The following is a 26,956-nucleotide window of genomic DNA, read 5'->3' on the forward strand; positions in this document are numbered from 1 at the left end:
ACGTGACCGACGGGCGCTGTCGCCAGCGTATTACCCGCTGCCGCGCCGGGCCGCCGGGCGGCGGCACGGGGCTACGCGACCTGCGCCGCCCGCTGCTTGCGCTTGGCCGCCGCGATGGCCCGGTTCGTCTCGCGGGTGTCCTGCTTCTCCCGCAGGGTCTGGCGCTTGTCGTACTCCTTCTTGCCCTTGGCGAGCGCGATCTCGACCTTGACCCGGCCGTTCAGGAAGTACAGCGCGAGGGGCACGATCGTGTGACCCGTCTCCTGCGCCTTCGACTCCAGCTTGTCGATCTCCGCCCGGTGCAGCAGCAGCTTGCGCTTCCGCTTCGCCGAGTGGTTGGTCCAGCTGCCCTGCATGTACTCGGGCACATGGATGTTGTGCAGCCACGCCTCGTGGCGGTCGATCTGCACGAAGCCGTCGACCAGCGAGGCCCGGCCCATCCGCAGCGACTTCACCTCGGTGCCCATGAGCACCAGACCGCACTCGTAGGTGTCGACGATGTGGTAGTCGTGGCGCGCCTTCTTGTTCTGCGCGATGATCTTGCGCTCGGGCGCCTTGTCCTGGTTCTTCTTCGCAGGCTTGCCCTGCACGTTCACGAGTCCCTTTGCCATAGTGCGGTCATTTTCGCACTACGAGCCCCCTCCGAGGCCACTCAATACCGTCCTGGCCCGTTCCTCCGCGCTTTCGCCGGCGGTCAGGTCGGGGGTGATGCCCCGGCCGTCCACCGCGTGCCCGGCCGGCGTGCGGTAGTGGCCGACGGTCAGCTCGGCCACGGAGCCGTCCGGCAGGGCGCTCGGCATCTGGACCGAGCCCTTGCCGAAGGTGCGGGAGCCGACGGTGACGGCCCGGCCCCGGTCCTGGAGGGCCCCGGTGAGCAGCTCGGCCGCGCTCATCGTGCCGCCGTCGATCAGCGCCACCAGGGGCCGGCCGGTGTCGCCGCCGCCCTCCGCGTACACGGCGCGCTGCTCGCCCCGCACGTCGTACGTGGCGACCAGACCGCCGTCGAGGAAGGCGGAGGCGGCCACGGCGGCCTCGGAGACCAGGCCGCCGGCGTTGCCCCGCAGGTCCAGCAGGACCCCGGCGCCGGCCGGGGCGGCGCGCACCGCGTCCCGCACGCGGGCGCCCGCGCCCTTGGTGAAGGCGGCGACGCGGATCATCAGGGTCTTGTCGTCGAGGCGGCGGACGGTGACCGGGTCGGTGGCGAGCCTGGCCCGGTGCAGGGTCGGGGTCCAGGCGGCGCGGCCGCGCTCGACGCGCAGGGCGACCGCGGAGCCGGGTACGCCGTCGCCGCGCAGGAGGGCGACGACCTCGGAGACCGGGAGCCCCTCGACCGGGCGTCCGTCGACGGCGACGAGCCGGTCGTCGACGCGGAGTCCGGCCCGCTCGGCGGGGCCGCCGCGCTGCACCCGGGTGACCCGGATCCCGCCCTCGGCGGCCCGGCCGGCGGAGAGCCCCACACCGGTGTAGGCGCCGTCGAGCGCCTGCTCGAACTCGGCGTACTCCCGCTTGTCGTAGACGGCGCCCCAGCGGTCCCCGCTGCGGCTGACGAACTCCTCGGCCGCCTGCTTGCCGGACTTGCCGTCCGCCATGGCGTCGGCGGCGGCCCGGTTCAGGGCGGCGCTGTCGACCGTCCCGGAGCCCTGGGACGCCTTCCCCGCGCGCAGGGTCGCCCCCGCGGCGCCGGCCCCCGGGTCCTGCCGGGGCAGCGAGCCGGTGGCGGCGGCGGTCGCGAGGACCCCGGTGAAGACGAACGTCAGAACGGCCCCACGGAGCACTCCGCGGGGCCGGATACAGAGATGGTCGGTGCCGGCCGGCATGCCGCCCACTCTAGGACAAGGCGACGGCGCCGCACGGGCTTTGCCCGTACGACGCCGTTCACCGTCAGTGGTCTCTTCTCACACCTTCAGGTACTTGCGCAGCGCGATGAAAGCCGCAATAGCGGGCATCAGGAGCCCGATCGCGATGACGAGCGGCAGCTTGGCGAGGACGGCGTCCCAGCCGATGAAGTTGACCAGCTGCATCTTCTCGGCGAGCGCGATGCCGTGGTCGATGAGGAAGTACCGGCCCACGAGCAGCAGCACGCAGGCGACCGCGCCGCCCAGGAGTCCGGCGAATGCCGCCTCCATGATGAACGGCATCTGGATGTAGAAGCTGGACGCGCCGACGAGCCGCATGATCCCGGTCTCCCGGCGGCGGCTGAAGGCCGAGACGCGGACCGTGTTGACGATCAGCATGAGCGCGATGACCAGCATCAGCCCCATGACGCCGAGGGCCGCGATGTTCATGCCGTTCATCAGGTCGAACAGGTTCTGCAGGATGTTCCGCTGGTCCTGCACCGACTCGACGCCGTCACGGCCGGCGAAGGCGGTGGCGACCACCTTGTACTTCTCCGGGTCCTTGAGCTTGACGCGGAACGACTCCTGCATCTGGTCCGGCGTCACGACGGAGGCGATGGCGGTGTCGCCGTACTGCTCCTTGTAGTGCTTGAACGCCTCGTCGGCCGTCTCGTGCAGGACGGTCTCGACGATGGGCATGTCCTCGAGGTCGGCCTCGATCTGCTCCTTCTGCTGCGCGGTGACCGCGCCCTTGGCGCACTTGGCCGCCGAGGCCGCGTCGGCCTTGTTGCAGAGGAAGATCGAGACGTTGACCTTGTCGTACCAGTAGTCCTTCATCGTGCTGACCTGCTCGCGCATGAGCAGCGCACCGCCGAACAGGGCGAGTGAGAGGGCCACGGAGACGATGACGGCGAACGTCATCGTGAGGTTGCGCCGGAGACCGACACCGATCTCGGAGAGAACGAACTGAGCGCGCATGGTGTGTTGAGTCCCCTACCTGCTCAGTGCTGGTAACCGTAGACGCCGCGGGCCTGGTCGCGGACGAGACGGCCCTTCTCCAGCTCGATGACGCGCTTGCGCATCTGGTCGACGATGTTCTGGTCGTGGGTCGCCATGACGACGGTGGTCCCTGTCCTGTTGATGCGGTCGAGCAGCTTCATGATGCCGACCGAGGTCTGCGGGTCGAGGTTGCCGGTGGGCTCGTCGGCGATCAGCAGCATCGGGCGGTTGACGAAGGCCCGGGCGATGGCGACGCGCTGCTGCTCACCGCCGGAGAGCTCGCCCGGCATCCGGTCCTCCTTGCCGCCGAGCCCGACCAGGTCGAGCACCTGCGGCACGGCCTTGCGGATCTCGCCGCGCGGCTTGCCGATGACCTCCTGCGCGAAGGCCACGTTCTCGGCGACGGTCTTGTTGGGGAGGAGGCGGAAGTCCTGGAAGACGGTGCCGAGCTGGCGCCGCATGTGCGGCACCTTCCAGTTGGAGAGCCGGGCGAGGTCCTTGCCGAGGACGTGCACCTGGCCTTGGCTGGCGCGCTCCTCACGCAGGAGCAGCCGCAGGAAGGTCGACTTTCCGGAGCCGGACGAACCGACGAGGAAGACGAACTCCCCCTTCTCGATCTCCAGGGATACATCCCGGAGCGCGGGGCGGTTCTGCTTCGGATAGGACTTGGAGACGTTGTCGAATCGGATCACGGATGCACCACGGTCGGCCGGGAGTAGGTGAGCGTGACCTTACGCGACCGGGGAAGACCCGCGCAGTCGCGGTTCCGGCTTGCGCTGTTTATCCTTTTCGCCCTTGCGGACGGAACGGTCGCGACCCGGCGGGGCGCGCCGAAACGCCGTCGAGCTGGCAGAGTGGTAGGGGGAACGTCCGGACCCCTCCGGACGTTGTCCTGTGTGATACCCGGTGCGGGAGGAGGAGAGCGCATGACCTACGACCGACTGGTGTGCGCCAACTGCGCGGCCCCGGTCGCCGAGGGCCGCTGCCCCGTCTGCCGCGCGAACCGCGAGCGACTGACCCCCCAGGGTGGTCTCTCGCCCGCGATGCTGCTGACGCTCGCGATCGCCCTGCTGGCCGCGATCGCCCTGCTCGCGGCGGTCCGTACGGTCTGACGGGACCGCACGGCGTCCACACGAGCCGGAAGCGCGGGAAAGGGCCGGGGAGCGTCTCCCCGGCCCTCTCTCATGTCCTGCCCGTCACACGGACGGATCCACGCCCTCGCCCGGATCAGACGGCGGCGTTGCCGCCCGAGACGAGACGCGGCAGCATGCGGAAGCCGATGCCGCCGGCGATCATGGTCGCGGCGCCGATGATCAGGAACGAGGTCTCGGCCGCACCGGTCTCGGCGAGCTCCTCCTTCGCCTGACCCTGCTGCACGGGCTGCGAGCCGGCGTTGTTGGTGTCGGTGTTGCTGTTGCCGGTGTCCACGCACTCGGCGCCGTCGAGGTCGACGGTGCAGGTGCCGGCGTCACCGTTGTCGGTGGTGTCGTCACCGCCGCCGGTGCCGCCGGTGCCGTTGTCCGAGCCGCCGGTGGTCGGGCCGGTCGTCTCGACCGGGCCCGGAGCCGTGGTCTCACCCGTGGGAGGCGTGGTCTCCTCCCCCGGCGGCGTGGTCTCGACCGGCGGGGTGGTCACGGGCGGGGTGGTCACCGGCGGCGTGGTCACCGGCGGGGTGGTCACGGGCGGCGTCGTCACCGGCGGCGTGGTCACCGGCGGCGTGGTCACCGGCGGCGTGGTCACCGGCGGGGTGGTCACCGGCGGGGTCTCGACCGGCGGGGTCTCGACCGGCGGCGTCTCCTCGCATCCGGCGGTTCCCGGGATGCACGTGGGCGTCGGGTCCGGGGTGTCACCGAACATGTCCACGGCCTGCGCCGCACCGGCCGCCGTCAGCGACGCACCGGCCGCGATCACCGCACCCGCGGCTATGCGCGCGATACGGACTCGCATCTGCTTGGTCATCTGGTTGCTACCCCCAGTAGCTCATCTCGTCATGGGGCAGCGCTCGGGGCACGCGACAGAGGCGGCTCCCTGCTGGGCCGGCCCCCGTTCGCACGCGCCCCGGAAATGCGCATGCCAGTACGTCACCCTTCCGAGTTTCCGATGCAGCGTCAAGGTCGTTGCGCGTGCGATGCCCGAAAGATCACTACGTGTCCCACATACGGCGATGCAACTGTGACGTAAACCCAGAACTCCGGGCTCCACGCCGCCAGTTCCCTTGTCGACAAAGCTCCCCGACCACGTCGTTTCCGCTTGCGTCAGCGAATCCGCTGGCCGGACGGAGGCCACCGCGGAGAACGGCGACGGGCCCCGCACCACAGGGTGCGGGGCCCGAACGCGCCGGATTCCGGGGTTACTTCTCCTGCTGCTTGCGCCAGCGGATGCCGGCCTCGAGGAAGCCGTCGATCTCGCCGTCCAGGACGGACTGCGGGTTGCCGACCTCGAACTCCGTCCGCAGGTCCTTGACCATCTGGTACGGGTGCAGGACGTAGGAGCGCATCTGGTTGCCCCAGGAGCTGCCACTGTCCTTCAGCGCGTCCATCTTGGCCCGCTCCTCCTGGCGCTGGCGCTCGAGGAGCTTGGCCTGGAGGACGTTCATGGCGCTCGCCTTGTTCTGGATCTGCGAGCGCTCGTTCTGGCAGGAGACGACGATGCCGGTCGGGATGTGCGTGATGCGCACGGCCGAGTCGGTGGTGTTGACGCCCTGGCCGCCGGGGCCCGACGCGCGGTAGACGTCGACGCGCAGCTCGGACTCGTCGATCTCGACGTGGTCCGAGGACTCGACGACCGGCAGGATCTCGACGCCGGCGAAGGAGGTCTGGCGACGCCCCTGGTTGTCGAAGGGCGAGATGCGGACCAGGCGGTGGGTGCCCTGCTCGACCGAGAGCGTGCCGTAGGCGTACGGCGCCTTCACCACGAAGGTGGTCGACTTGATGCCGGCCTCCTCCGCGTACGAGGTCTCGTAGACCTCGGTCGAGTAGCCGTGGCGCTCCGCCCAGCGCAGGTACATGCGCTGGAGCCGCTCGGCGAAGTCGGAGGCGTCGACGCCGCCGGCCTCGGCGCGGATGTTGACCAGGGCCTCGCGCTCGTCGTACTCGCCGGAGAGGAGGGTGCGGACCTCCATCTCGTCGAGGGCCTTGCGGACGGAGGTGAGCTCCGCCTCGGCCTCGGCGAGGGTGTCCGGGTCGTCCATCTCCTCGGCGAGCTCGAAGAGCACCCCGAGGTCGTCGATGCGCCCGCGCAGGGTCTCGGCCTTGCGGACCTCGGCCTGGAGGTGCGAAAGCTTGCTCGTGATCTTCTGCGCCGCCTCCGGGTCGTCCCACAGGGACGGGGCCGCGGCCTGCTCTTCGAGCACGGCGATGTCGGCCCTCAGCTTCTCGAGGTCCAGGACGGCCTCGATCGACCCCATGGTCGAGGAGAGGGACTTCAGCTCTTCGGATACATCGACGACTGCCACGCGTCCAGCGTAACGGCTCGCCGCCGCTGCTACGGCAGTGAGGACTGCTTGGAGTCCTGCGGCGGGGCGTCCGCGTCCCCGGAGAGCGCCAGATAGCCGCCCGCGCCGAGGGCGCCGACGACCACGACGGCCGCGATCCCGAGGGTGATCCGCCGCTTGCGGACCGCCCCGGCCTTGTGGCGGGCCGAGCCGGGTCTGCGGGCCCCCGCGGAGCGCGGGGCGCGCGCGGTGCCCAGGGGGCCGCCGGAGAGCTCGTCGGGGGCCGGGACCCGCATGGAGGTGTGGGTGTCGCGGTTGGAGTCGGCGGAGGCGCCGGGCACGAGCGGGACGGCGGCCCTGCGGGGGCCCGGCTCGCCCGCGCCGGTGCCGGTCGCGTACGCGTCCTCCTCGTACGCCTCCGGGGCCGGCTCGGCGTCCGGCTCGTCCACGTCGAGCGGCGGGATGCCCTTGAGCAGCGGGAGGACGTCCTTGAGGCGGGCGGCGAGCTCGGAGGCGCGCAGCCGCGAGGCCGGAGCCTTCGCCAGGCACTGCACGACCAGCTGCCACAGCTCCTCGGGGATGCCGGGCAGCGGGACGACGGTCTCGGTGACGTGGCGGCGCAGCACGGCGCCGGGGTGGCCGCCGCCGAAGGGGGTGAAGCCGGCGAGCAGCTCGTACAGGACGGTCGCGAGGGCGTAGATGTCGACGGCCGCGCGGGGCGGGAGGCCCTCGACGATCTCGGGGGCCAGGTAGTCGGGAGTGCCGATGATCCGGGTGGCCTTGGTGCGGCCGGGGGTGTCGATCAGCTTGGCGACGCCGAAGTCGGTGAGGAGGGCCGGGTGCGCTCCGCCGGGTCCGAGCGGCCCCTCCATGTCGAGCAGGATGTTCTCCGGCTTCACGTCCCGGTGGACGACTCCGGCGGCGTGCGCGGCCGCGAGGGCGTCGGCGACGTCCGCGACGATCGCGACGGCGGCCTCGGGGGCGAGCCTGCGTTCCCGGTCGAGGCGGGTGCGCAGGTCGGTGCCGCGGACGAGGTCCATGACGAGGGCCAGGTCGTTGCCGTCGACGACGAGGTCGCGGACCTTCACCACGCGGGGGTGGTCGAGGCCGAGCAGGGCGGTCCGCTCCTGGACGAAGCGGCCGACGAGCTCCTGGTCGGAGGCCAGGTCCTCGCGCAGCAGTTTGACGGCGACGGGACCCTCGGGCCCCTCGCCGAGCCACACCGTTCCTGCACTGCCCCGCCCCAGGATCTGGTGGGTGGTGTAGCGGCTGCCGATGTTCCGTGCCAAGACTGCTCCCTCAGCGGCTGCGGTTCGCGTGCAAAGTTACGCGTCCGCAGCCGCCGGACGTCACTTCCGAGGGGAAATCACCCCTCGGAAGTCGATAAATCGGCAGTATTGCGTGGTCCTACGGGGTCACTGCCCCGCCGTACCGCCGGTAGCACCGGTGGAGCCGGTGGTCTCCCCGATCGAGGAGACCCAGTCGGTCACCTTGGAGATGCCGTCGCCGATGGCCTCCCAGTAGCTCTTGCCCTCGGCGATCCAGTCCTGGAGCGGGGTCAGCTCCCAGACCAGCCAGCCGGCGACCACGAACAGCACGATCATGACCAGGCAGCCCTTGAGGCAGCCGAGGCCGGGGATCCGCACCGGGTTGGCGCTGCGCTGACGCGGCGGACGCGGCTCGCGCCGGGCCGGCGCCGGGGCCTGGGGCGGCGGCTGCGGCGGGGTGTACTGCTGCTGGGGCTGCGCGTACTGCTGGGGGGCCGGCGGCGGCGCGTACTGCTGCGGCTGGTGCTGCTGCTGGTGCTGCGGCGGGTAGGGCTGCTGGGGCCGCTGCTGCGCCGGGCGCTGCTGGTACGGCTGCGGCGGCTGCTGCCCGTACTGGCCCTGCTGACCGCCCTGCTGCCCGTACTGGCCGGGCCGCTGGTCCTGCGGGGGCTGCTGCCGCTGCGGGCGGCGGCGCAGCGGGTCCTGGCTCGGGTCCAGGTACTGGACCTGGGTCTGCTCGTTGCGGTCGCGGGCCGCGCGGAGCTGGCTCTGCCAGGGGTGCGGCTCCTCCGACTGAGCGGCCTGCCCGGACTGCGGCGGCTGCGGCGGTACGGGGGGCATCACGGCCGTCGGATCGGCGGCGCCCGGCGCGCCGCTGGTCGGCAGCACGCTGGTCGCGCCGGCGGGGTCGTACCGCGGCGGGGTCCCAGCACCGCTGGGCAGCACCTGGGTGGGGTCGGCGGCCCCGGTCCCGGGGGTCTCCGGGACGGGCGCGGGGTCCGGGTCCGGGGCGAGGAGCGCGCCGACGCCCTCGGCGGCCTCGATCTGGGCGGGCGTGGAGTGCACGCCGATGCCGGCGGCGACCGCGCGCAGACCGCGCGCGAGGTTCACCGCGCTCGGCCGCCGCTCGGGGTCCTTGCTGAGGCAGCGCTCGATGACCGTCCACAGGGGTCCGGGCACGGTCGAGGGCCGGCGGGGCTCCTCGCTCAGGTGCCGGTGCAGGACCTCCAGGGCGGTGCCGCCGGCGAACGGAGGCCGGCCGGTGACCAGCTCGTAGAGCAGGATGCCGGCGCCGTAGATGTCGACGGCGGAGGTCTGCGGACGGCCCTCGGCGGACTCCGGCGCCACGTACGCGGGCGTGCCGACGAACTCGTGGGTCCGGGTCAGGCCGGGGGAGTCCGCGAGGCGCGCGATGCCGAAGTCGGTGAGCATCGGGTGCATCTGGCCGCCCTGCTCGGCGAGCAGCACGTTGGCCGGCTTCAGGTCGCGGTGGACGACCCCGTCGGCGTGGCTGGCGGCGAGCGCGTCGGCGATCTGGGCGGTCAGGAGGGCCGCGGCGACCGGGGTGAGCGGGCCGCTGTCCCGGATGTACCGGTGCAGGTCGGGGCCCTCGACGAGGTCCATGACGAGCGCGAGGACATCGCCCTCGACGACCAGGTCGCGGGTGCGCACGATGTTGGGGTGGGTGAGCCGGAGCAGCACGGACCGCTCGCGCAGGAAGCGCATCACGATGTCCGCGTCGTTGGCCAGCTCCTCCTTGAGGACCTTGATCGCGACGGTCTCGCCGGGCTGGCCGGGCACGGCCGCCTCGGCGCCCGCCGTCTCCCGCTGGCGGGCTCGCCAGACGGTGCCCGTGGCGCCGCGGCCGAGCGGCTCCTCGAGCAGGTACTTGCTGCCGATAGGCCGCACGTCACGCGCTCCCTGCTGATCGTGGTCCGGTGGTGTTCCCGGGGTCCCTGTCGTGTGTTGTGACCCGTCCGGGTGTCCGACCCACTTTAGTGCCGCCGAACGGGCTAGAGGCCGGTCGTCCACAGGCCGGTTCCGATGCCGTCGCGCCGCGGCCCGCCACCGGGGGCGGACCGGTCCGCGGCGGCGCCGGTGCCGACACGTTCCTTCGCCGGACCGGGCCCGTCCGGGTTCTGACGGGTCCGGTCTGTCCGAAAGAAGACGCTTCCGCGGGCAGGACGGTTGCCGGGCATGTTCCGAAGGCATGCTCAACCAGGCACTTTTGCGTCCACAGCCGACCATTCAAGATCACTTCCGGCCGACCCGGGGGCGGGTTGTCGGTGGCAGGTGCGAGGATGCCTCCAGCACGTCGCATCGGTGGGGTCGGAGCCCCCGCGCCGTGCCGACCTGTACCGGGCGACGCGTCCGTGCCGGGTGGGGGGAGTCACAGGGCGGTCCCCCTGCCGGGCGGCACGCAGAAGGGACCGCTGACGGCGATGCAGATCCGGCTGACCGTCCTCGCGCCGTACGCCGGCCACGGCGCCGGACGTACCTGCGACGTGCTCGTCACGGCCCCCGCCGGCACGGCGCTGGCCGCCGTGGCCTCGAACCTCGCCGCCGCCGTCACCGGCCCCGACACCTCCGCCTCGGGCACCACCGTGCTCTACGCGGGCACGGAGCGGCTCGACGGACGCCGCTGCGTGCTCGGCGAACCCCCGCTGGTCGACGGCGCGGTCCTCTCCCTCCAGGTCCCCGGCCCCGACGACCGCGTCGGCGAGGGCGCCGCGGCACGGCTGCACGTGGTCGCGGGCCCGGACGCGGGCGGGGTGCACCTGCTGCACGGCGGAGCGATCAGAATCGGCCGTTCCGTGGACGCCGACGTCCCGCTGGACGACCCGGACGTCTCCCGCGCGCACTGCACCGTGACCGTCGGCGAGGACGGCCGCGTGACCGTCGCCGACCACGGCTCGACGAACGGCACCAGCCTCGACGGCGCCCCCGTCGGCGACCGCCCGGTCGCCTTCCGGCCGGGCGCGCTGCTGCGCCTCGGCGAGTCGGCCCTCCGGCTGACCGGCCCCGGCGACGACCTCCGCGGCACGGAGGCCCGGGCGACCGCCCCGGACGGCGAGGGCCATCTGCGCGTCGCACCGCCCGGGGACCGCGGTCCGGCCCCGGCGGAGCCGGGCGACCGGCCCTCCCCCGCGGGCGTGCCCCGTCCACCGGCCGGCGGCCCGGCCGACGACACCACCCACGGCGGGGGGCGCGGCGTCCCGCTCGACGGGATCACCGACGGCCCGCACCACGACCCGTACGGCCCGGGCGGCGCGTACGGCACCGACTCCCCCGGCACCGGCCACGCCCGGGCCGGCGACCACCCCGGCGGCGACGGAGCCGACACCGGCGCGGCCCACAGCAGGACCCGGCAGGCCCCCGCCGATGCTCCCCCGGCCCCCCGCGCGGGCGGCGGCAAGCGGGGCCTCGGCGCCTGGGCCCGGCGCCTGGCCGGCGGACGCGAGGAGCTCCCGGCGCCCGCCGGCGGCCCCCGCACGGCACCGGACGGCCGCACGGGCGCCCGGACCGGCTCGCCCGCCCGCGACGGCTCCCCCGCACCCGTGCCCCGGGCCGACACCTGGCCCGATCCGGCCACCGTCCTGCTCACCGCCCTCGGCCCCGGCCCCCGGCTCTGGGAGCGCGGCCAGGACCATCCCGAGTCCCTGGTGGTCCGGCTCGGCACCACGGACCGTGCCGACCTCTCCGGGGTCCCGGTCACCGTGGGCCTGCGGGAGGCCGGTTCGCTGGGCCTCGCCGGGCCGGCCGACCGGCTCGCCGGTCTCGCCCGCTCGGTCGTCGCCCAGCTCGCCGCCCTGCACTCCCCCTCCGACCTGGAGATCGTGCTCATCAGCGCCGACCGCAACCGGCTCCTCGACGAGCGGCGCCGCTCCTGGGGCTGGCTCGGCTGGCTCCCGCACCTCCGACCGGCCCACGGCCAGGACTGCCGGCTGCTCCTGGCGTACGACCGCGAGCAGGCCCAGGCCCGTACGGCGGAGCTGACCCGGCGGCTCGACGACGGCCCGCTGGGGCCCGGCTGGCCCAGCGCCGACCGCGCGGCCGTCGCCGAGGCGGCGGCCGGATACGAGGGTCCGGTGACCGTCGTGGTCGTCGACGGCGACCCGGGGTCGGCCGCCCTGCGCGAGACGGTGGCGCGGCTGGCAGGGGCCGGAGCCGCGGCCGGCATCCATCTGCTGTGCCTCGCCGAGGCGCCCTCGGCCTCCCCGGTCTCCCCGGTGGCCGCGACCTACGAGACGGCCTGCGCCGCGTCCCTCGCGTTCCGCGAGTGCGGCGCCGCCGCGCTCCTCAGCGGGGACGTGGCCACCGCCCTCCGGCTGCTCAGGACCGCCGGCGGCCGGGTCGCCGGCCACGGCACGGTCGGCGTGGTCGACGCGGTCTCCGTCGCCTGGGCCGAGCGGTTCGGCCGCGCCCTCGCCCCGCTGCGCACGGACACGACGGCGGCTCCGGGCGCGCGGGCCTCCGCGCTGCCCCCGTCGTCCCGCCTCCTCGACGAGCTCGGTCTCGCCCGCGCCACGCCCGCCTCGCTGATGGCCCGCTGGGCCTCCGCCGGGGACGGCACCGCCGTCCTGGGCGCGGGGCCGCGGGGCCCGCTGGCCGTGGACCTCACCCGCGAGGGGCCGCACCTGCTGATCGAGGGCCCCGCGGGAAGCGGGCGGACGGAACTGCTCCGGTCGATCGCCGCCTCGCTCGCGGCCGGCGGCCGCCCCGACCGGCTCGGCCTGCTCCTGGTGGACGGGGCGGGCGGTGAGCGCGGCGAAGGCCTCGCGGCCTGCACGGAGCTGCCGCACGTCACCGAGCACCTGGTCGCCTCGGATCCGGTGCGGATGCGCGCGTTCGCCCAGGCGCTGGGCGCGGAGCTGAAGCGCCGGGCGGAACTGCTGGGCGACGGGCACTTCGCCGACCGCCGGGGCGCGCGGACCGGCGCGGCGGCGACCGCCGCCGAGCGGCTGATCGGCCAGCGCTCCCCGAGCGCGGCGGAGTCCGTGCCCCAGGGTGCCCGCGCGACCGTCCGGCTCCAGGACTCCGGCGAGCTCGCGGAGCGGAGCGGCCGGACCCTGCGCACGGGCGACGGCGCGATCGGCTCCCTCCCGAGCAGCCGGAGCGGCCGCGCGGACGGCCCGTACCCCGCCGCGGACGAACGCGGCGGACGCCCCAGCGGCCGCATCACCTACACGGGCGAGCCGGGCGGCCGCCCGAGCACGCGGACCGCGTACCCGGGCGACGTGGACAGCCGGTCCAGCGCGCGGAGCCCGTACCCCGGCGACGTGGACAGCCGACCCAGCGGACGAGCCGCGTATCCGGGCGACGTGGACAGCCGCCCCAGCGCGCGGAGCCCGTACCCCGGCGACGTGGACAGCCGCCCCAGCGCGCGGAGCCCGTACCCCGGCGACGTGGACAGCCGCCCCAGCACGCGGAGCCCGTACCCGGACGACGTGGACAGCCGGGCGAGCGGACGGACCGCCTACCCCGGCGACGTGGAGAGCCGCCCCAGTGGGCGGAGCCCGTACCCGGGGGCCGAGGAGCTCGGCGGGCGGCCGAGCGGCAGGGTCGCGTACCCCGGGGCCGACGACCCCGCCGGGCGTCCCAGCAGCCGCACCCTGCGCACCGGGGACGGCGACGGTTCGCTCGACGAGCGGCCCAGCGCCCGGACCCGGCCCGCGAACGACGCCTTCCTGACCGACACGCCCAGCGGACGGCTGCCGCGCCGGCACCACGAGGACCTCTCCGGCGGCCGCACCCCGCGCACCGGGGACGGCGACCTCGCGGACCGGCCGAGCGGACGCGTGTCCCGCGGCGGTGCGGAGGACGTCGTCGGCCTCGGCAGCGGCCGCGTGCCCCGGCCCGCCACCGAGGAGGCGGCCGGCCGGATCCCGCGGCCCGCCGGCGGTGAGCAGGAAGCCCCGCGCGCCCAGGGCGGCGCCGCCCAGCTCCCCCGCCTGATCGTGCTCGTCGACGACTTCGACGCGCTCGTCGCCCCGGCACTCGGCGCCTCCGGGCGACCCGCCGCCGGGTCCGTCGTGCGCGCCCTGGAGGCCGTCGCGCGGAACGGGGAGCGGCTCGGCGTGCACCTCGTCGCGACCTCCGCCCGCCCCGACCGGACCGCCGACACGGAACTGGCCCACGGGGCCCGGCTGCGGATCGTGCTCGACGCGCCGCCGGTGACCGCGGGCCCGGACGTACCGGCGGCCGGGCGCGGACGCCTCGGCCATCCGGACGGCCGTGTGACGCCGTTCCAGGCCGGCCGGGTCACCGGCCGCATCCCCCGGACGGCCACGCTCCGGCCGACCGTGGTCCCGCTGGAGTGGGAGCGGATGGGCGATCCGCCGACCCGCCGCCCGGTCCGCGAGCTGGGGAACGGGCCCACCGACCTCGCCCTCCTCGCGAGCGCGCTCGACCGCGCCGCCCGCTCGGTCGAGGCGACCCCCGTGGCCCCGCTGACCCCCGCACACCACAGCTGACGCGACGTCACGACGACGTCACGATCCTCCTGTTGACACCGAAGGCGGTATTGCGGCGCTCCCGCGACCGGGCGTAGACCTGTCGGACGGGACAGCGAAGCGCACGGGAGAGACGGGGCAGCGATGCGTACAACTCTTCGTCCACGCACGACCGCGGTGACCCTCACGGCGTTCACGACGATCACCGCACTGGCCCTCACGGCCTGCGGTGGCGGTGGTGGATCCGACAAGGACGGGGGCGCGTCCGGACCCAGCGGCGGCCAGGCCCTGAAGGGGGAGCGGATCGAGGTCGCCGCCGTCTGGACGGGCCCCGAGCAGGAGAACTTCACCAAGGTCCTGAAGGAGTTCGAGAAGCGGACCGGCGCGACCGTCACGTTCGTGCCGGCCCAGGACCCGATCGTGAACTTCCTCGGGACGAAGATCGCGGGCGGTTCGCCGCCGGACGTCGCGATGCTCCCGCAGGTCGGCGCGATCCAGCAGGCCGCCGCGCAGAAGTGGCTCAAGCCGGTCGGCCCGGAGGCCGAGGCGCAGCTGGCCGCCAACTACTCGCGCGGCTGGCAGGAGCTCGGCGCGGTCGACGGGACCCAGTACGGCGTCTACTTCAAGGCCGCGAACAAGTCCCTGGTCTGGTACAACTCCGCCGTCTTCGAGAACGCCGGCGCGAGCGAGCCGAAGACCTGGAAGGAGTTCCTCGCCACGGCCGAGACGATATCGGCGTCCGGCGTCACCCCGGTCTCCGTCGGCGGTGCGGACGGCTGGACGCTCACCGACTGGTTCGAGAACATCTACCTCTCCCAGGCGGGCCCGGCCAAGTACGACCAGCTGGCGAAGCACACGATCAAGTGGACCGACCCGTCCGTCACGGCGGCCCTGACCACCCTCGCCGAACTCTTCGGCAAGCCGGCGCTGCTCGCGGGCGGCACGGACGGCGCGCTGCAGACCGAGTACCCGGTGTCGGTCACCCAGACCTTCACCGGAGGTGACACGCCCAAGGGGGCGATGGTCTTCGAGGGCGACTTCGCCGCCGTCAACATCGCCCAGACGAAGGCGAAGATCGGCACGGACGCGAAGGTCTTCCCCTTCCCCGCCGTCGGCACGGGCACCACTCCCGTGGTGACGGCCGGCGACGCGGCCGTGGCCCTCAAGGACACCAAGGGCGCCAAGGCGCTGCTCGCCTTCCTCGCCTCCCCGGACGCGGCCGGGATCTGGGCGGCCGAGGGCGGCTTCCTCTCCCCCAACAAGAACCTGGACCCGTCGGCGTACCCGAACGACGTCCAGCGCGAGATCGCCGAGGCGCTGATCGGGGCCGGGGACGAATTCCGCTTCGACATGTCGGACCAGATGCCGCAGTCCTTCGGCGGAACGCCCGGCAAGGGCGAGTGGAAGGCGCTCCAGGACTTCCTGAAGAACCCCAAGGACATCGCGGGGACGCAGGCGCGCCTGGAGAAGGACGCGGAGAAGGCGTACCGGGCCGCGGCGAAGGGCTGAGGCCCCGTCATGCCCAGCCACGACACGCCCGGCACCACGAGCGCCACCCCGACCGGAACCGGCATCACGAGCGACACCCCGACCGGGACCGGCACCACGAGCGACACCCCGACCGGGACCGGCCGCCGGAAGAAGTCCGCGCCCACGTCGGGGACCGCCCGCCGAAGCGGTTCCCCGGTCGGGACCGGCCGCCGGAGCAGGACGGTCGCGGCGGGATTCCTGCTCCCCGCCCTGGTCCTGCTCGGCGCGCTCGTCGTCTACCCCATCGGCTACTCGGTCCAGCGCTCGTTCTTCGACAGCTCCGGCTCCTCCTTCGTCGGCCTCGACAACTACCTCGCCCTGGTCACCGACGACTCGCTCCGCACCGCCGCACGCAACAACGTCGTCTGGCTGGTCTTCGCCCCGGTGGTCGCGACCGCCCTCGGGCTGATCTTCGCCGTGCTCACCGAACGGGTGCGCTGGGGGACGGCGTTCAAGCTCGTCGTCTTCATGCCGATGGCGATCTCGATGCTGGCCGCCGGGATCATCTTCCGGCTGGTCTACGAGCAGGACCCGGACCGCGGGGTCGCCAACGCGGTCTGGGTCGGCGTGCACGACACCTTCGCCGAGTCGTCCGGCTTCCCCCGGGCCCGGCCGCTGCCCGTGCACCCGCTGGAGGCGGCGGGCGGGGGCGCGTTCGTCACGAAGGAGCCGGTCCGCGCCGGGCAGCCCGTACGGCTTCCGCTGATCGGGGTGGCACCGGGCCGGATGCCGGAGGAGGCCCGTCCGGCACGGGCGCCGGAGACGGTTCGGGGCACGCCGGACACGATCACCGGAACCGCCTGGCTGGACTTCACCCGGGGCGGTGGCGGCCGGCAGAACGCCGTCGACCCGGCCGAACGGGGCCTCGCGGGTCTGCGGATCGAGGCGGTGCGGGACGGCGCGGTGGTCGCGCGGACCACTGCGGCGGCCGACGGCAGCTTCACCCTGCCCGCCGACCGGGCCGACGGGGCCGTGCTGCGGCTGCCCGCGAGCAACTTCCGCGAGCAGTACAACGGCGTGGAGTGGCTCGGTCCCCGGCTGGTCACCCCGGCGGTCATCGGCGCCTACGTGTGGATGTGGGCCGGGTTCGCGATGGTGCTGATCGGCGCCGGACTCGCCGCCGTCCCGCGCGAACTCCTGGAGGCCGCGCGGGTGGACGGGGCGAACGAGTGGCAGGTGTTCCGCCGGATCACCGTGCCGCTGCTCGCGCCGGTCCTCGCGGTCGTGCTCGTCACCCTGATGATCAACGTGCTGAAGGTCTTCGACCTGGTCTTCGTCATCGCGCCCGGATCCGCCCAGGACGACGCCAACGTGCTCGCGCTCCAGCTGTACCGCTCCTCGTTCGGTACGGACGCCGATCTCGGGATCGGCTCGGCCATCGCCGTCCTGCTGCTGCTCCTGGTGGTCCCGGTGATGGTCCTCAACATCCGCCGCCTGCGCCGGGAGGCCCGCCGATGAGTTCCTCCGCCCCCCGCACGCGCGCGCGTACCGGCGCCGCCGCGCCGCCGGGCTCCCCGGCCCCCCGGTCGCTCGCGGCGCGGGCCGCCGCCCGGGCCGCCGGGGGCGCGGTCCGGGTGTTCCTCGTGCTGACCGGGCTCTTCTGGCTGCTGCCGACCGTCGGGCTGCTGCTCTCCTCGCTCCGCTCGCCCTCCGACATCGCGGCGACCGGCTGGTGGCAGGTGCTCACGGCCCCGGCCCAGCTGACCACCGAGAACTACACCCGGCTCCTCGCGAACGAGACGATCACCGACTCGCTGCTCTCCACGGTCCTGATCACCGTCCCGTCCACGCTGCTCGTCCTGCTCCTCGGCTCCTTCGCCGGGTACGCCTTCGCCTGGCTCGACTTCCCCGGCAGGGACTGGTGGTTCCTCGGGGTGGTCGCGCTGCTTGTGGTCCCGGTGCAGGTGGCGCTCGTCCCGGTGTCGAAGCTCTTCGGCGCGGTCGGGCTCTTCGAGACGACGGCCGGCGTGGTGCTCTTCCACACGGCCTTCGGCCTGCCGTTCGCGATCTTCCTGCTGCGGAACTTCTTCGCGGAGATCCCGCGCGAGCTCCTGGAGGCCGCACGGCTCGACGGGGCCGGCGAGGTGCGCCTCTTCACCCGGGTGGTGCTGCCGCTCGGCGGTCCGGCGATCGCCTCGCTGGGGATCTTCCAGTTCCTGTGGGTGTGGAACGACATGCTGATCGCGCTGGTCTTCGCGGACTCGCAGTCGCCGCCGATCACGGTGGCGCTCCAGCAGCAGGTGCGGCAGTTCGGGAACAACGTCGACGTGCTGGCGCCGGGGGCGTTCGTGTCGATGGTGGTGCCGCTGGTGGTCTTCTTCGCCTTCCAGCGCCAGTTCGCCTCGGGGGTGATGGCGGGCGCGGTGAAGTAGCCGCCCCGAGTCCCCCGGCACGAGGCCCGGTCAGGCCCCCGGCCGCGGTGACGTGGCCGTACGCTCAGGAGCCTCCGGCCCTGAGCGCCGCCACCGCCGACCGCGCCAGATCGTCCACGTATCCGGCGGGCAGCGGGGTGCGGACCACGACGAGGCGCCAGTAGAGGGGACCGACGACCAGGTCGAGGGCGCGGCCCGGGTCGGTGCCCTCGGGGAGTTCGCCGCGCTCGACGGCCTCGCGGACGATGTGGGTCACGACGCCCTGCTGGCCGTCGAGCAGCGCGGCCGTGACGGCCTCGGCGATCTCGGGCTGCCGGGCCGCCTCGACGAGCAGGTCCGGGATGACCTGCGAGGCGACGGGGTGGCGCAGCGCGTGCGAGGCGACCTGGAGGAGCGCGCGCACGTCCCCTTCCAGGGAACCGGTGGCGGGCGCGGGCAGTCCCTGGGCGGCGAAGGCCCCGACGAGGTCGAGGACGAGGGCGAGCTTGGACTTCCACCGCCGGTAGACGGCGGTCTTGCCGACGCCCGCGCGGCGCGCGATGCCCTCGATGGACATCCGGGCGAAGCCGACGGCCGCGAGCTCCTCGAAGACGGCGGCGCGGATGGCCTCGGTCACGTCCTCACGGAGTACGGCGGCTCCGGCGGGGGCGCGGCGGGGCGTCGGATCGGTCATGAACGGCATCCTAACCGGCGGCGACGCCCCGAGGCCGTCACGACGATACGGTTGCGTTGCGACGCTGGAGCGTCCTACTCTCCCCGTAGCGACGATACGGACCCGTTCCATCGCCGAGGCTGCCCGCACCCTTCGTCGAAAGCGCCCCGCCGTGACCCCCCAGACGCTCACCCCTCCCCCGCCGAACCCGCCGCCTCCGCGGACGACGCCCCCGCCGGGGGCGACCCCGCGGACAGCGCCCCCACCCCGGGCGAGCCCGCCCCCGGCGGCCACCCTGGAGGACCTGGGCGAGCTCGCCCGCCGCCACGGCCTCACCGTCAGTGGCGCCCGCCCCTCACTGGCGGCCTACGCCCGGCAGATCTGGTCCCGCCGCGACTTCATCGCCGCCTTCGCGACCGCCCGCCTGACGGCGCAGTACAGCCAGGCGCGCCTCGGCCAGGTCTGGCAGGTGATGACCCCGCTGCTCAACGCGGCCGTCTACTACCTGATCTTCGGCGTCCTCATGGACGCCAAGGCCGGGGTCGCCGACTACGTGCCCTTCCTGATCACGGGCATCTTCGTGTGGACCTTCACCTCGAACACGATCCTGGCCGGCACCCGGGCCATCAGCGGCAACCTGGGCCTGGTCCGCGCCCTGCACTTCCCCCGGGCGAGCCTGCCGATCTCCCTGTCGCTCCAGCAGCTCCAGCAGTTGCTGCTCTCACTGGCCGCCCTGGTCATGATCCTGTTCGGGCTCGGCCAGTTCCCCACCTGGAGCTGGTTCCTCGCGGTCCCCGCACTGCTCTGCCAGGCCCTGTTCAACACCGGCGTCGCGCTGGTCCTCGCCCGGCTCGCGGCCCGCACGCCGGACATCTCGCAGCTGATGCCCTTCGTGCTACGGACCTGGATGTACGCCTCGGGCGCGATGTGGTCGATCCAGAACCTGGCGAGCAGCGGGCGCTTCCCCGACGGGGTGGCGCTCGCCCTCCAGTGCAACCCGGCGGCGGTCTACATCGACCTGATGCGCTTCGCGCTGATCGAGAGCTACACCTCGGCGCAGCTGCCGCCGCACGTCTGGGCGCTCGCCGTCGGCTGGGCCCTGGTCGCCTTCGCCGGCGGTTTCGTGTGGTTCTGGAAGGCGGAGGAGACGTACGGCCGTGGCTGACCCGCAGAACACCCCCGCACCCGCACCCCTGCCCGCGCCCACCGTCGTGGTCGACGGAGTGCACGTCACCTACACCGTCAACGGCGGCGGTCCGGGCGGCCGCGGCGCGGCGACGGCCGCGCTGGGCCGGATGCTCCGGCGCGGCGGGAGGACGCCGGCCGGGACCCGGGTCCACGCCGTCCGGGGCGTCAGCTTCGTCGCGCGCCGGGGCGAGGCAATTGGCCTGATCGGTTCGAACGGATCTGGGAAATCGACCCTCCTGAAGGCCGTCGCGGGCCTCCAGCCCGTCGAGCGGGGCCGGGTGTACACCGACGGGCAGCCCTCGCTGCTCGGCGTCAACGCGGCCCTCATGAACGACCTCACCGGCGAGCGGAACGTCATCCTGGGCGGTCTCGCGATGGGCATGAGCCGCACGGAGGTCCACGCGCGCTACGACGAGATCGTGGACTTCTCCGGCATCAACGAGAAGGACGACGCGATCTCCCGCCCCATGGGGACGTACTCCTCCGGCATGGGGGCCAGGCTCCGCTTCTCCATCGCCGCCGCGAAGAGCCATGACGTCCTGCTCATCGACGAGGCCCTGTCCACCGGCGACGCCCGCTTCCGCCGCCGGAGCCGGCAGCGGATCGACGAGCTGCGCGCGGAGGCCGGGACGGTCTTCCTGGTCAGCCACTCGCACTCGACGATCACGGAGACCTGCGAGCGGGCGCTGTGGCTGGAGCACGGCGTCCTGCGGATGGACGGCCCGGCCGGGGAGGTCGTGGCGGCGTACGAGGAGTTCACCGCGAAAGCAGCCGGAACCGGGACGGGACAAAGGGGCAAATAAGACATAAAGGGCTACAGTATGGAGGGATGACGACCGATCACCCCCCGCCGCCGCAAGGGACCCGCGCCGAGCCGCCCCGGCTCACCGGGTCCCCCTTCGACTCGGACACCTTCACCTCCGCCACCTTCGTCACGGTCGGCCGCGGCCCCTCCCTCGCCGTCGCCTCCGTCTGGCTGATCACCCGCGTCGGCATGGTGCTGCTGCTCCTCCGCGACACCCTCGGCATCGGGGGCGTCGGCCGCGAGGTGGAGCTCTACCGCTACTGGTACGCGCAGTTCGCCCAGGGCACCTTCCCGCCCGGCGACGCCACCTGGCAGTACCCGCCCGGCGCCGGGCTCGTGATCATGTCGCCGGGCCTCCTCCCCTGGCTGACGTACGTCCAGGCCTTCACGGTCCTCACCCTGCTGGCCGACGCGGTCGTCACCGCCGCACTCGCCCGCGCCGACAGCGCCCGCCTCACCCACGGCGCCTGGATCTGGGTCTGCGGACTGCCGCTGCTCCTGCACCTGCCGCTCGCCCGCCTCGACGTGCAGAGCACCGCCCTCGCCGTCCTCGCGCTGCTCGCGCTCGCCGCCCGCCGGACCGCCGCCCACCGGCTCGGCGGGGCGCTCGCCGCCCTCGGCGCGATGGTCAAGGTCTGGCCCGCGCTCGCCCTCATCGGCACGCCCCGGGGGCGCACCACCCGGGAGGCCTGGACCGCCGCGCTCGGCACCGCGCTCGTCCTCCTCGCCACCCTCGCCCTGTTCTTCTCCGACTCCCTCGGCTTCCTGCGCCAGCAGGGCAGCCGCGGCATCCAGATCGAGTCCCTCGGCGGGACGGCCCTCGCGCTCGCGGGAGCCGTCGGCGCCTGGCCGGGCCGGGTCGAGTTCCGGTACGGGGCCTTCGAGTACGTCGGCCCGTACGTCTCCACCCTCGGCCACCTCGCCCTGCTGCTCACCGTCATCGCCTTCGGCTGGCTGCTCCTGTGGCGCGTCCGGGCCCACCGCTGGACCGCCGCCACCCCGTTCGACGCGGCCCTCACCGCCGTCCTGCTGTTCACCGTCACCAGCCGGGTGATCAGCCCCCAGTACATGATCTGGCTGCTCGGCCTCGCCGCCGTCTGCCTGACCTCGCGCAGCACCGTGATGCGCCCGGTGGCCCTGCTGCTGCTCCCGGCGGCCGCCCTGAGCTCCCTCGCGTACCCCGTGCTGTACGACCACGTCGTCGCCGGCACCACGGAGGGGCTGACGGTGATGGGCCTCCGCAACGGCCTGCTGCTCGCGGCGACCGCCCTCGCCGCCCGCCGCCTGTGGACGTCGACCGTGCCGGGCCCCCCGGAGGAGACGGCGTAGGACGCCGCTCAGGACACGGGAAGGGCCCCGCCGGAGATCCGGCGGGGCCCTTCCTCACGAGCGGCCGGGCGGCCGGTCGAGACCGGGCCGCCGGGCGGCTAGGCGTGCGTCCGCAGGAGCGTGCGCATGGTCCGCATCGCCACCGACAGGTTCGCCAGGTCGAAGGTGTCCGATCCCTGGATCTCCTCCAGGGTCGTCCGCGCGCGGCCCAGGATCGCCGCGTTCTTCTCCTCCCAGTCCTTGAACCGCTGCTCCGGGCTGGACGCGCCGTCCCCGGCCGCGAGGACGTCCGCGGTCAGCGCCGCGTGCGCCGCGAACAGGTCCTCGCGGATGGACGCACGGGCCATCGACTGCCACCGGTCGTCGCGCGGCAGCTCGATGATCCGGTCCATCAGGTCGGTGATCCGCAGCCGGTCGGCCAGGTCGTAGTAGACCTCGGCCACCGCCAGCGGGTCCTTGCCCGTGCGGTCCGCGATCCCCACGATGTCGAGGATCGGGAAGGCGGAGGAGAAGCCGGCCACCCGCAGCGCGAGCTCCTCCGGCACGCCGACCTCGGTCAGCTCCTCCACGATCGACTGGTACCACTCCAGGTCCGCGCCGCGCAGCAGGTTCGGCAGCTGCGCCCAGACCTGCTCGACGCGCTCGGCGAAGAACTCGATGGTCTCGGTGAGCTGGAGCGGCTGGGGACGGTTGTTGAGCAGCCAGCGCGTGCCGCGCTCGACCAGCCGGCGGGAGTGCAGCCGCATCCGGGTCTGGACGTCGGCCGGCACCTGGTTGTCGAGGGCCTCGACGGCGTCCCAGACCTGCCCGAGGCGGAAGACGACACGGGCCGCGGTCTGCGCCCGGACGATCTCCTCGATCGACGCGCCGGTCTCCTCGCGGAGGCGGTGCAGGAAGGTCGAGCCGCCGCCGTTGACGGTGTCGTTGACCAGGACGGTGGTGATGATCTCGCGGCGCAGCGGGTGGCTGTCGACGGCCTCGGTGAACTTCTCGCGCAGCAGCGTCGGGAAGTACGCGTGGAGCAGCCCGCGCAGGTACGGGTCGTCCGGCAGCTCCGTGCCGATCAGCTCGTCGGCCACCGTGATCTTGGTGTACGCGAGGAGGACGGCGAGCTCCGGCTGGCTCAGGCCGCGGCCGTTGTTGAGCAGCTCGCGGATCTGCCGGTCGTTGGGCAGGAACTCCAGGGAGCGGTCGAGGGCCCCGTCGCGGCCCAGGCGGCGCATGAAGCGCTGGTGGGCGTGGAGCAGGGACGGCGACTGGGCGACGGCGTTGGCGAGGGCCGTGTTCTGCGCGTAGTTGTTGCGCAGCACGAGCGTGCCGACCTCGTCGGTCATCTCCGCAAGGATCTTGTTGCGCTGCTTGACGGTCATGTCGCCCTCGGCGACGAGCCCGTTGAGCAGGATCTTGATGTTGACCTCGTGGTCGGAGGTGTCCACGCCGGCGCTGTTGTCGATCGCGTCGGTGTTGACCTTGCCGCCCTCGCCCCCGGGTCCGCCGCTGCGGGCGAACTCGATGCGGCCCAGCTGGGTCGCGCCGAGGTTGCCGCCCTCGCCGATCACCTGGGCGCGGACGTCCTGGCCGTCGACGCGGATGGCGTCGTTGGCCTTGTCGCCGACGTCGGCGTTGGACTCGGCCGAGGACTTGACGTACGTGCCGATGCCGCCGTTCCACAGCAGGTCGACGGGCGCGTGGAGCACGGCCTTCATCAGCTCGGCCGGGGTCATCTTGGTGATCCCGTCCTCGATGCCGAGGGCGGCCCTGACCTGTGCGTTGACCGGGATCGACTTGGCGCTGCGGGGGTGGATGCCACCGCCGGCGGAGAGCAGCGAGGTGTCGTAGTCGGCCCAGGACGAGCGGGGCAGCTCGAAGAGGCGGCGGCGCTCGGCGTACGAGACGGCCGCGTCCGGGTTCGGGTCGAGGAAGATGTGCCGGTGGTCGAAGGCCGCGACGAGCCGGATGTGCTCGGAGAGCAGCATGCCGTTGCCGAAGACGTCGCCGGACATGTCGCCGACGCCGACGACCGTGAAGTCCTCGGTCTGGGTGTCGTGGCCGAGCTCGCGGAAGTGCCGCTTGACGGACTCCCAGGCGCCGCGGGCGGTGATGCCCATGCCCTTGTGGTCGTAGCCGGCGGAGCCGCCGGAGGCGAACGCGTCGCCGAGCCAGAAGCCGTACGCCTCGGCGACCCCGTTGGCGATGTCGGAGAAGGTCGCGGTGCCCTTGTCGGCGGCGACCACCAGGTAGGTGTCGTCCTCGTCGTGGCGGACCACGTCGACCGGCGGCACGACCTCGCCCGCGACCAGGTTGTCGGTGATGTCGAGCAGCGCCGAGATGAAGGTCTTGTACGAGGCGACGCCTTCGGCCAGCCAGGCGTCGCGGTCCACGGACGGGTCCGGGAGCTGCTTGGCGACGAAGCCGCCCTTGGCGCCGACGGGCACGATGACGGTGTTCTTCACCATCTGCGCCTTGACCAGGCCGAGGATCTCCGTACGGAAGTCCTCACGGCGGTCGGACCAGCGCAGGCCGCCTCGGGCGACCTTGCCGAAGCGCAGGTGGACGCCCTCGACGCGCGGGGAGTACACCCAGATCTCGAAGGCCGGGCGGGGCGCCGGCAGGTCCGGGATGGCCTGCGGGTCGAACTTCATCGACACGTAGGAGTGCGGGGAGCCGTCGACGGTCTTCTGGAAGAAGTTCGTCCGCAGGGTGGCCTTGATGACGGTCAGGAAGGACCGCAGGATCCGGTCCTCGTCCAGGCTCGCGACCTGGTCGAGAGCGGCGTCCAGCTCCTCCAGGAGGGCGTCGATCAGCTCGGTGCCGGCGCGCTGGCGCTCCGGGGCCATCCGGGCCTCGAAGAGGTTGACCAGCAGCCGGGTGGTGTGGACGTTGTTGCGGAGGGTGTCCTCCATGTAGTCCTGGCTGAAGGTCGCACCGGCCTGGCGCAGGTACTTGGCGTAGGCGCGCAGCACCATGGCCTCGCGCCAGGTGAGCCCGGCGGAGAGGACGAGCGAGTTGAAGTTGTCGTTCTCGGCCTGGCCGGTCCAGGTGGCGGCGAAGGCCTCCTGGAAGCGCCCGCGGGCGTCGTCGCCGAGGTAGTCGCCGCCGTTGCCGGTCGTGACGGGCATCCGCAGGCCGAAGTCGTAGACCCAGGCGTGGGTGCGGTCGGCGCAGCGCAGCTCGTACGGACGCTCGTCGGTCACCTCGACGCCGAGCCGGTTGAGCACCGGGAGGACGGCGGAGAGGGAGATCGGGTCGCCCGTCGTGTAGATCTTGAAGCGGCGCTCGCCGGGGCCCGCGCCGACCGGCTCGTAGAGCGACAGCGCGAAGTCCTTGCCGCCCTCGGTCCGGATGAGGGCCTCCAGGTGGCCCAGGTCCGCGACGGCCGCGCGCGGCGAGTGGTCGGCCTTGTAGCCCTCGGGGAAGGCGTTGCCGTAGCGGCGGAGCAGCTCCGCGGCGCGCTCCTCGCCGCACTCGGCGTTGAGGGCCTCGGCGAAGCCGTCGGACCAGGAGCGGGCGGCCTCGACGAGCCGGGCCTCGATGCGGTCGACGTCGGCGTCGGTGAGCTTGGCCAGCTCGGTGCCGGGCTGGACGCGGACGACGAAGTGCAGCCGGGACAGGATCGACTCGGTGTTCCAGGCGGTGAAGTCGACGCTGGTGCCGCCGAGCTCCTCCTTGAGGATGTCGATGATCCGCAGCCGGACGCGGGTCGTGTAGCGGTCGCGCGGCAGGTAGACGAGGGCCGAGTAGTAGCGGCCGTACTCGTCCTGGCGCAGGTACAGCCGCAGCCGGCGGCGTTCCTGCAGGTAGAGGACGCTGGTGACGACGGACCGGAGCTGGTCGGCCGGGGTCTGGAAGAGCTCGTCGCGCGGGTAGGTCTCCAGGATCTGGAGCAGGTCGCGGCCGTCGTGGCTGTTGGGCGAGAAGCCCGCGCCCGCCAGGACCTCCTGGACCTTGCGCTTGACGACGGGGACGCGGCGCACGGACTCGGTGTAGGCGGCCGAGGAGAACAGGCCGAGGAAGCGGCGCTCACCGACGACGTTGCCGTCGGCGTCGAACTTCTTCACCCCGACGTAGTCGAGGTACGAGGGGCGGTGCACGGTCGAGCGGCTGTTGGCCTTCGTCAGGATCAGCAGCTTGTGCTCGCGCGCCTTGGCGCGGACGTCCTCGGGCAGGCGGCTGAAGGAGGGCGAGACGGGGTGGGCGTGGTGGCCCTCGTCGTCGCCCGCGTGCTGCGGGTCGGAGCGCAGGATGCCGAGACCGGTGCCGGGGACGGCGGACAGGGCGTCGCCGTCGAGCAGCTGGTACTCGCGGTAGCCGAGGAAGGTGAAGTGGTCGTCGGCGAGCCAGCGCAGCAGCTCGCGGGCCTCCTCCACCTCGGTCGGACGCAGGTCGGAGGCGGTGGGCTCGTCCGGGAGGCCTTCGGCGATCCGCAGGGCGGCGTCGCGCATCTTCTCCCAGTCCTCGACCGTCTCGCGGACGTCGGACAGGACGCGCAGCAGGTCGGAGGTGATCTGCTTGAGGTCGGCGCGGTCGGTCTCGCGGTCGATCTCGACGTGGATCCAGGACTCGGTGAGCGCGTCGTGCGGCAGCTCGCCCTCGATCTGCGCCGACAGGACCTCGATGAGGCGGCCCGTGAGGTCACGGCGGACGAGGACCTGCGGGTGGATCACGACGTGGATGCCGCGGCCCTGGCGCGAGAGCTCGTTGGTGACCGAGTCCACGAGGAACGGCATGTCGTCGGTGACGACCTCGACGACGGAGTGGCTGCTCGTCCAGCCGTTCTCCTCGACCGTCGGGGTGTGGACGCGCACGTTCGCCGTGCCCTGCGGGCGGTTCTCCGCGAGGCGGTAGTGAGAGAGCGCCGCACCGAACACGTCGACCGGGTCCCGGTCGCCGAGGTCCTCCGGGGCGGTGTGCAGGTAGTAGCGCTGGAGGTACTCGAGCACGGTGTCCCGGTCCGGGCGCTTCCCGGCACCCTCCGGGCCCGTCGGAAGTCGCCCCCCGACCGGGCTGTGCTCAGCTACCCGAGCGGCCTTTTCGAGCAGCTCGGCCTTGGCTTCGTCCAGCTTGGTCTGCATGTCCTCTGACTCCTGTCGCGC

Annotated in this window: 18 protein-coding genes; 8 read left to right on the forward strand and 10 right to left on the reverse strand. The window is 73.3% G+C overall.

All coding sequences use genetic code 11. The features are described 5' to 3' along the window. Positions 1–71: 71 nt before the first annotated feature. The 4 genes from smpB to ftsE form a co-directional block, all read right to left on the reverse strand. Positions 72–611, reverse strand: coding sequence for an SsrA-binding protein SmpB (smpB, locus tag ACF09E_RS08245; protein WP_388798217.1), 540 nt, complete (start codon positions 609–611; stop codon positions 72–74). 18 nt (positions 612–629) lie between these two features. Beyond that, entirely contained in the window at positions 630–1,817 is a 1,188-nt protein-coding gene (locus ACF09E_RS08250) for a S41 family peptidase (RefSeq protein WP_392204398.1), read from the reverse strand. A 78-nt stretch (positions 1,818–1,895) separates the two neighbouring features. Then, positions 1,896–2,813, reverse strand: coding sequence for a permease-like cell division protein FtsX (gene ftsX, locus ACF09E_RS08255; protein ID WP_388798211.1), 918 nt, complete (start codon positions 2,811–2,813; stop codon positions 1,896–1,898). 23 nt (positions 2,814–2,836) lie between these two features. Beyond that, complete coding sequence (ftsE, locus tag ACF09E_RS08260; protein ID WP_030223113.1) at positions 2,837–3,526, reverse strand: cell division ATP-binding protein FtsE; 690 nt, start codon at positions 3,524–3,526, stop codon at positions 2,837–2,839. Between the two features lie 234 nt (positions 3,527–3,760). On the opposite strand from ftsE, the gene ACF09E_RS08265 reads away from it, so the two are divergent. Then, positions 3,761–3,946: a hypothetical protein gene (locus tag ACF09E_RS08265; RefSeq protein WP_030324454.1), complete on the forward strand. Its 186-nt coding sequence runs from the start codon at positions 3,761–3,763 to the stop codon at positions 3,944–3,946. Positions 3,947–4,061: 115 nt separating this feature from the next. Here ACF09E_RS08265 and ACF09E_RS08270 read toward each other — a convergent pair whose 3' ends face one another. From ACF09E_RS08270 to ACF09E_RS08285, 4 genes are all read right to left on the reverse strand, one after another. Then, positions 4,062–4,793 (reverse strand): LPXTG cell wall anchor domain-containing protein, encoded by a 732-nt coding sequence (locus ACF09E_RS08270; RefSeq protein WP_392204399.1) that lies wholly within the window; start codon positions 4,791–4,793, stop codon positions 4,062–4,064. Between the two features lie 391 nt (positions 4,794–5,184). Continuing rightward, positions 5,185–6,288, reverse strand: coding sequence for a peptide chain release factor 2 (gene prfB, locus ACF09E_RS08275; protein WP_361852934.1), 1,104 nt, complete (start codon positions 6,286–6,288; stop codon positions 5,185–5,187). Positions 6,289–6,317: 29 nt separating this feature from the next. Then, positions 6,318–7,556, reverse strand: a complete 1,239-nt coding sequence (locus tag ACF09E_RS08280) for a protein kinase (RefSeq protein ID WP_361852931.1) — start codon at positions 7,554–7,556, stop codon at positions 6,318–6,320. Between the two features lie 126 nt (positions 7,557–7,682). Continuing rightward, entirely contained in the window at positions 7,683–9,443 is a 1,761-nt protein-coding gene (locus ACF09E_RS08285) for a serine/threonine-protein kinase (protein WP_392204400.1), read from the reverse strand. Between the two features lie 533 nt (positions 9,444–9,976). Between ACF09E_RS08285 and ACF09E_RS08290 the strand changes: the two genes are divergently transcribed. From ACF09E_RS08290 to ACF09E_RS08305, 4 genes are all read left to right on the forward strand, one after another. Continuing rightward, positions 9,977–14,008: an FtsK/SpoIIIE domain-containing protein gene (locus ACF09E_RS08290; protein WP_392204401.1), complete on the forward strand. Its 4,032-nt coding sequence runs from the start codon at positions 9,977–9,979 to the stop codon at positions 14,006–14,008. Positions 14,009–14,131: 123 nt separating this feature from the next. After that, positions 14,132–15,496: an ABC transporter substrate-binding protein gene (locus ACF09E_RS08295; protein ID WP_392204402.1), complete on the forward strand. Its 1,365-nt coding sequence runs from the start codon at positions 14,132–14,134 to the stop codon at positions 15,494–15,496. Between the two features lie 9 nt (positions 15,497–15,505). Beyond that, a complete protein-coding gene (locus ACF09E_RS08300) occupies positions 15,506–16,975 on the forward strand; it encodes a carbohydrate ABC transporter permease (protein ID WP_392204403.1) in 1,470 nt (489 codons plus the stop codon). After that, positions 16,972–17,889, forward strand: coding sequence for a carbohydrate ABC transporter permease (locus ACF09E_RS08305; RefSeq protein WP_392204404.1), 918 nt, complete (start codon positions 16,972–16,974; stop codon positions 17,887–17,889). The genes ACF09E_RS08300 and ACF09E_RS08305 overlap by 4 nt, the downstream gene beginning before the upstream one ends. Before the next feature lie 64 nt (positions 17,890–17,953). Here ACF09E_RS08305 and ACF09E_RS08310 read toward each other — a convergent pair whose 3' ends face one another. Next, positions 17,954–18,562 carry a TetR/AcrR family transcriptional regulator gene (locus tag ACF09E_RS08310; protein WP_392204405.1) on the reverse strand — a complete coding sequence of 203 codons (609 nt, stop codon included), beginning with the start codon at positions 18,560–18,562 and terminating at the stop codon, positions 17,954–17,956. Between the two features lie 151 nt (positions 18,563–18,713). On the opposite strand from ACF09E_RS08310, the gene ACF09E_RS08315 reads away from it, so the two are divergent. Genes ACF09E_RS08315 through ACF09E_RS08325 form a run of 3 tightly spaced genes read left to right on the forward strand, consistent with a single transcriptional unit; the run spans position 18,714 to position 21,863 of the window. Next, the gene (locus ACF09E_RS08315; RefSeq protein ID WP_392204406.1) at positions 18,714–19,706 is read left to right on the forward strand and encodes an ABC transporter permease; all 993 of its coding nucleotides are present in this window, start codon (positions 18,714–18,716) and stop codon (positions 19,704–19,706) included. Then, the gene (locus ACF09E_RS08320; protein WP_392204407.1) at positions 19,699–20,532 is read left to right on the forward strand and encodes an ABC transporter ATP-binding protein; all 834 of its coding nucleotides are present in this window, start codon (positions 19,699–19,701) and stop codon (positions 20,530–20,532) included. The genes ACF09E_RS08315 and ACF09E_RS08320 overlap by 8 nt, the downstream gene beginning before the upstream one ends. 26 nt (positions 20,533–20,558) lie before the next feature. Then, the gene (locus tag ACF09E_RS08325) at positions 20,559–21,863 is read left to right on the forward strand and encodes a glycosyltransferase 87 family protein (protein ID WP_392204408.1); all 1,305 of its coding nucleotides are present in this window, start codon (positions 20,559–20,561) and stop codon (positions 21,861–21,863) included. 98 nt (positions 21,864–21,961) lie between these two features. On the opposite strand, the gene ACF09E_RS08330 is transcribed toward ACF09E_RS08325, so the two are convergent. Further along, positions 21,962–26,935 (reverse strand): NAD-glutamate dehydrogenase, encoded by a 4,974-nt coding sequence (locus ACF09E_RS08330; protein WP_392204409.1) that lies wholly within the window; start codon positions 26,933–26,935, stop codon positions 21,962–21,964. Positions 26,936–26,956 lie beyond the last annotated feature (21 nt).

The organism is Streptomyces sp. NPDC014891 (genome assembly GCF_043081085.1).
Taxonomy (GTDB): domain Bacteria; phylum Actinomycetota; class Actinomycetes; order Streptomycetales; family Streptomycetaceae; genus Streptomyces.

Coding starts and splice junctions, on each gene's coding strand:
- smpB (WP_388798217.1), bottom strand. CDS start 611: ATGGCAAAGGGACTCGTGAACGTGCAGGGCAAGCCTGCGAAGAAGAAC.
- ACF09E_RS08250 (WP_392204398.1), bottom strand. CDS start 1,817: ATGCCGGCCGGCACCGACCATCTCTGTATCCGGCCCCGCGGAGTGCTC.
- ftsX (WP_388798211.1), bottom strand. CDS start 2,813: ATGCGCGCTCAGTTCGTTCTCTCCGAGATCGGTGTCGGTCTCCGGCGC.
- ACF09E_RS08265 (WP_030324454.1), top strand. CDS start 3,761: ATGACCTACGACCGACTGGTGTGCGCCAACTGCGCGGCCCCGGTCGCC.
- ACF09E_RS08270 (WP_392204399.1), bottom strand. CDS start 4,793: ATGACCAAGCAGATGCGAGTCCGTATCGCGCGCATAGCCGCGGGTGCG.
- ACF09E_RS08290 (WP_392204401.1), top strand. CDS start 9,977: ATGCAGATCCGGCTGACCGTCCTCGCGCCGTACGCCGGCCACGGCGCC.
- ACF09E_RS08295 (WP_392204402.1), top strand. CDS start 14,132: ATGCGTACAACTCTTCGTCCACGCACGACCGCGGTGACCCTCACGGCG.
- ACF09E_RS08300 (WP_392204403.1), top strand. CDS start 15,506: ATGCCCAGCCACGACACGCCCGGCACCACGAGCGCCACCCCGACCGGA.
- ACF09E_RS08305 (WP_392204404.1), top strand. CDS start 16,972: ATGAGTTCCTCCGCCCCCCGCACGCGCGCGCGTACCGGCGCCGCCGCG.
- ACF09E_RS08310 (WP_392204405.1), bottom strand. CDS start 18,562: ATGACCGATCCGACGCCCCGCCGCGCCCCCGCCGGAGCCGCCGTACTC.
- ACF09E_RS08325 (WP_392204408.1), top strand. CDS start 20,559: ATGACGACCGATCACCCCCCGCCGCCGCAAGGGACCCGCGCCGAGCCG.
- ACF09E_RS08330 (WP_392204409.1), bottom strand. CDS start 26,935: ATGCAGACCAAGCTGGACGAAGCCAAGGCCGAGCTGCTCGAAAAGGCC.